5 protein-coding genes and 1 pseudogene are annotated in these 4821 nt (G+C 71.1%); 2 read left to right on the top strand and 4 right to left on the bottom strand.

The annotated features are described in order from the left end of the window. A partial coding sequence (locus EIO58_RS12780) for a DNA glycosylase AlkZ-like family protein (protein ID WP_164861684.1) occupies window positions 1–578 on the top strand: 578 nt, incomplete at its 5' end. Window positions 579–587: 9 nt separating this feature from the next. After that, complete coding sequence (locus EIO58_RS12775) at window positions 588–1517, top strand: hypothetical protein (protein WP_127819860.1); 930 nt, start codon at window positions 588–590, stop codon at window positions 1515–1517. Between the two features lie 21 nt (window positions 1518–1538). Here the strand turns inward: EIO58_RS12775 and EIO58_RS12770 are convergent, their stop codons facing one another. The 4 genes and pseudogenes from EIO58_RS12770 to EIO58_RS12755 form a co-directional block, all read right to left on the bottom strand. Continuing rightward, entirely contained in the window at window positions 1539–2636 is a 1098-nt protein-coding gene (locus EIO58_RS12770) for a DNA glycosylase AlkZ-like family protein (RefSeq protein WP_127819859.1), read from the bottom strand. A 38-nt stretch (window positions 2637–2674) separates the two neighbouring features. After that, window positions 2675–3241, bottom strand: a complete 567-nt coding sequence (locus EIO58_RS12765; RefSeq protein ID WP_127819858.1) for a LemA family protein — start codon at window positions 3239–3241, stop codon at window positions 2675–2677. 81 nt (window positions 3242–3322) lie between these two features. Then, window positions 3323–4636 carry a D-arabinono-1,4-lactone oxidase gene (locus tag EIO58_RS12760; protein WP_127819857.1) on the bottom strand — a complete coding sequence of 438 codons (1314 nt, stop codon included), beginning with the start codon at window positions 4634–4636 and terminating at the stop codon, window positions 3323–3325. Further along, window positions 4633–4821: pseudogene (locus tag EIO58_RS12755) on the bottom strand (amino acid deaminase/aldolase); the annotation flags it as partial. The pseudogene EIO58_RS12755 and the gene EIO58_RS12760, both read right to left, overlap by 4 nt.

The raw sequence follows: 4821 nt of genomic DNA, 5'->3' as shown, positions 1-4821 counted from the left end.
GGGCCGCGATCGGCGAGCTGACCGACACGGGCGAGCTCGAGCCGGTGTCGGTGGCCGGCTGGACGACGGCAGGCCGCCCTGCGCCGGCCTGGCTGCACCGCGACGCCCTCGTGCCGCGACGCGTGCGAGCGGCCGCGATCCTCACCCCGTTCGATCCGGTGGTGTGGTTCCGTGACCGCGCCGCGCGCCTGTTCGGCTTCGAGTACCGCATCGAGATCTACACCCCCGCTCCGAAGCGCCGGTACGGGTACTACTCGCTCCCCGTGCTCATCGACGACGATCTCGTCGGACGCGTGGACCTCAAGGCCGACCGCGGTGGGTCGACGCTCCTCGTGCAGTCGGCGTGGTGGGAGTACGGCAGGCCGGCGGATGCCGCACCCCGCCTCGCCGAGCAGCTCCAGCTCGCGGCGGGCTGGCAGGGTCTCGAATCCGTGTCGATCTCCCGCTGGGGCGATGCGGTGGACGACCTCGCCGACGTGATGCCCGCCGCCGGACGCCATGACGCCGGACCGGCCCGGCCGGACGCGCTCGCCGACGACGAGCCGGCGGAGTTCGCCGAAGAGGAGCTGGCGGGCTAGCGTGGAGAGGTGAAGCGCGCAGCCATCGTCGGCATCGCCGTCGCCGGCGCTGTCATCGTCGCGGGCGGGGGCCTGGCCTGGTGGATCTTCTCTCGCGGACAGTCCGCTGAGGACGCCGCGCGTTCGTACCTCTCGGCCCTCGCCGCCGGCGACCTCGATGCGGTCCAGGCGATGCGCGAGCCGCTGCCCGACGGGCAGGAGGAGATCCTCGCACAGGCGTTCCTCGGCGCATCGGCTCACATCGCCGATCCGCGCATCGAAGGGATGGACGAGCACGCCGACGGTGTCGTCGGCATACGGGCATCGGCCGAGCTCGCCGGCGAGCGCCGGGACCTCCGTTTCAGCATCCAAGCCGACGGATCCGGCTGGATCCTCGGCGGCGACCACACCGGCACCCTGACCGTCGACGGCACGATCGCCGACGCGGCACTCGAATGGGTGGCGGTCGGCGGCGCGGTCGCACCGGCGGCGACATCTCTGGCGCTCCTCCCCGCCGAGTACCTCGTCGCCGCTGCTCCGGCCGGCATCCTCGAGGGGTCGGCGGAGGCCGCCGTAGGCACGGGAACGCCTATGAGCGTCTCGCTCACCGCAACCCTCGCCCGGGACGCCTCGGACCGCGTCCAGGAGCAGCTCGACGCCTATGCGGACACATGTGCCGAGCCTGCCACATCGGTTCCCGACCACTGCGGAATCGTCGTGCCGTGGGCTGCCGACTTCGCGTCGCTCGAGCGGATCGCTTTCCGCATCGAGCAGCACCCCGCCGTCACGCTCACCCCCGACGCCCGCTCGTTCGATGCGACAGCCGGGGTGCTCGTCGCCACGGCCGAGGGCGTGACGCGCGCCGGCGGGGCGGCATCCGTCACGTACCGGGCCGACGACTGGGCGCTGCGCGGCACGGTCCTGCTCGAGGGCGACCGTGTGGTGCTCAGCGTCCGCTGAACGGCACGGATGCCGCACCCGTCACGAGACCATGGCCTCTTGCAGCTCCAGGCCCAGCCATCTCGCCAACTCACGGATCTCGCGATCGACCGCGCCGGCGACCTCCTCGGTGAAGGGCGCGTCCTCGTGCACGGCGTGCACCCGCAGCACGCCGGCCTTGCGGTCGGCCCTGGCGTCGAGCTTGCCGACGAAACGGTCGCCGTGCAGGATCGGCAGCGCGAAATACCCCCAGCGCCGCTTCGCGGCCGGTTTGTACATCTCGAGCAGGTACTCGTAGCCGAAGAGATCCTCGAGCCGCCGCCGATCGAAGACGAGGCGATCGAAGGGTGACAGCAGCGCGGTGCGGGGCGCGAAAGCGTCGACCGATTCGAGGCCGCCGGGATCGATCCGCCACGTGCCGTCGACTCCGTCCACGACGGCCGGCTCGCCGATCTCGCCGACGTCGACGGGCTCGATCGGCTGGGCCACGCTCCTGGACCGCGCGATGCCCAGCGACGCGAGGCGCCGCTCGGCGCGCTCGCGCGACGCGTCCTCGGGCGAGAGCTCGGGCAGGGGCCCGGGATACACGCGTTCCGCGAGATCGAACAGCCGGCCCGCGGCATCCCGTCGCGAGATCGCGACCTCACCGCGCAGCACCAGCATCTCGAGCATCTGCAGGGTGTTGCGGTTGTCGGTCCAGCCCGACGACGTCCACGAGACCTGCGCCGTGTCGGGGATCTCGGCGGGCCGCAGCGGCCCGTCGACGCGCAGCCGGTCCAGGACGTCGCGGCGGAAGCGGTCGTTGGCGCTCAGCCACTCCCGCCCACGGGCGGACTGCGGCCTCGTGCGCATGTCGGGGATGACGAGCGGGAGATCGGCCATCGTGCGATAGAAGCCGCCCCATTCGAAGACCGCACGGTCTTCTTCGACCAGGCGCACCAGGTCGGACGGCTGGTACGGCCAGCCCAGCCGGCTCCACAGGATCAGATCGGCGCTCGGCGCGATCGCCGCCGTCGGCTCGATGCCCACGACCGTGAGGGCGTCGATCGCCTCGACGATGCCTGCGGGGCGCTGTGCAGACACCAGTTGCGCGCTGACAGCGAGCCGGCGCGCGTCCTCGCGCGTCAGGTGGCGGGGCATGCTCTCACGCTAGCGGGGGGCGCGGACACCCGGTCGCGTCAGAACTGAACCCTGGGTGGCTCCGAGATCGCGGCGCCGTCGATGACCTCGAAGAACTCCCGCTCGTGGAATCCGAGGTTACGGGCGAACAGATTGTTCGGAAAGACCTTGATCTTGGTGTTCAGCTCGCGCACGCCGCCGTTGTAGAAGCGGCGCGACGCCTGGACCTTGTCTTCGGTGTCGACGACCGCCTGCTGCAGCTGCAGGAAGTTCTGGCTCGCCTGCAGCTGCGGGTAGGCCTCGGCGACCGCGAACAGCGACTTGAGGGCCTGTTGCATATGCCCCTCGGCGACACCCGCGTCGGCGGGTCCTGCCGCCGACAGCGTCTCGGCGCGCGCACGCGTGACGTTCTCGAAGACGGCCTTCTCATGCGCCGCGTATCCCTTGACCGCCTCGATGAGGTTCGGCAGGAGGTCGGCGCGACGCTTGAGCTGCACGGTGATGTCGCTCCACGCCTCATCCACCCGCACGTTCAGCTGCACGAGCGAGTTGTACGTCGCCCACAGGTAGATGCCGGCGATGACGATGAGCGCCACCACGATGATGACTGCGATCAGCCATTCCATAGCCGAGTCTCCGTTCGAGGTTTGCCCTCATCCTAGCCACGGCGGCCTCGGGGCCACTGTTCCCGGCGGTACTCTCAGGCGTTACCCACCGAGCACCCGATCGAGGTAGGCGTTGCGGAACAGCCGCTCGGGGTCGAGGCGGTCCCGCAGCGCCACGAAGTCGCCGAAGCGCGGGTACCGCTTCCCCAGCGTCGACGCATCGAGCGTGTGCATCTTCCCCCAGTGCGGACGCCCACCGTGCGCGAGCATGATCTGCTCCACCGCCTCGAAGTACACCGTGGGATCCTCTCGCCAGAACCGGTGCACGGCGATGTACGCGGACGCGCGGCCATGAGCGGTCGAGAGCCAGCGGTCGTCGGCGGCGGCGAAGCGCACCTCGACCGGGAACCCGATGCGCCACCCCCGCTCGTCGATGAGCGCGCGCACGGCGTCGAATGCCGGGCGGACGCTCGCCGCCGGCAGCGCGTACTCCATCTCGCGGAAGCGCACCGAGCGAGCCGTCGCGAACACCCGGTCCGAGGCATCCGTGAACTCCCGGTCTCCCCACACCTTGGCCGAGACGCGGTTGATCGGAGGCACGAGCGGCGGGATCGCCTTGCCTGCCGAGCACGCCACCTGGTGCAGGCCACTGCCGACGAGGACGTCGTCGATCCACTTGCCCACGGGCGACAGCGGATGCCGCGGCGCGCCCGCAGGAAGCCGGGTGTTCGTCTTCGTCATGGCGCGGTCGGTGTGCGGGAACCAGTAGAACTCGAAATGGTCGGCGCCCGCGACGCGGTCCTCGATCGCCGCGAGCACGTCGTCGAGCGGCTCGGGGCGCTCCACCGCGTGGAGCACGAACGCGGGGACGCATCGCAGCGTCACCTCGACCAGGATGCCCAGCGCGCCGAGTCCGAGCGCGACCGCGGGGACCAGGTCGGCCTCATGGTCGTCGTCGACGCGCAGCAGATCCCCGGTCGCCGTGACAAGGGTCGCTCCGACCACCTGCGTCGCGAGACCCCCGAACCGCGCTCCCGTGCCGTGCGTTCCGGTCGAGACGGCACCGGCGATCGACTGCCGATCGATGTCGCCGAGGTTCTCCATCGCGAGGCCGTAGGGGGCGAGCAGTGCCGGGATCTGGTGCAGCCGGGTGCCGGCGAGCAGCGTCACCCGCGATCGCTCCACATCGACCGAGACCAGCCCGCTGAGGTCGCGCAGCTCGAGAAGCACCCCCGGAGCGACGGCGATGCCGGTGAAGCTGTGTCCGGCGCCGACGGCTTTCACCGGGATTTGCTGTGCGGCCGCCGCGGCGACCGCACGCTGGACGGCGTCGACGGTGCGAGGGAACTCCACCCGCTGCGGGCGCACCGACTCGGAACGACCCCAGTTCTGCCACATGCCGCCCGGGCGCGTCACAGGAACGCCTTGCCTTCGCCGCGGTAGGTGTCGACGGTCCCCGTGACGGTATCGCCGTCCACGACGTGGTAGCGATCGACGCGCTCGGCGAGCTCACCGCTCTTCGCATGGCGGAACCACACGCGATCGCCGACGCGCAGACCTCGGGCGGCGTCGCCGCGCAGCGGCGTCTGCACCTCGCCCGC

This window comes from Microbacterium sp. CPCC 204701 (assembly GCF_004010105.1).
Taxonomy (GTDB): domain Bacteria; phylum Actinomycetota; class Actinomycetes; order Actinomycetales; family Microbacteriaceae; genus Microbacterium.
This window is presented reverse-complemented; position numbering and strand designations above follow the sequence as displayed.

Excerpts from the sequence above, each read along its gene's own strand:
- EIO58_RS12770 (WP_127819859.1), bottom strand. The coding sequence starts at position 2,636 with ATGCCCCGCCACCTGACGCGCGAGGACGCGCGCCGGCTCGCTGTCAGC.
- EIO58_RS12765 (WP_127819858.1), bottom strand. The coding sequence starts at position 3,241 with ATGGAATGGCTGATCGCAGTCATCATCGTGGTGGCGCTCATCGTCATC.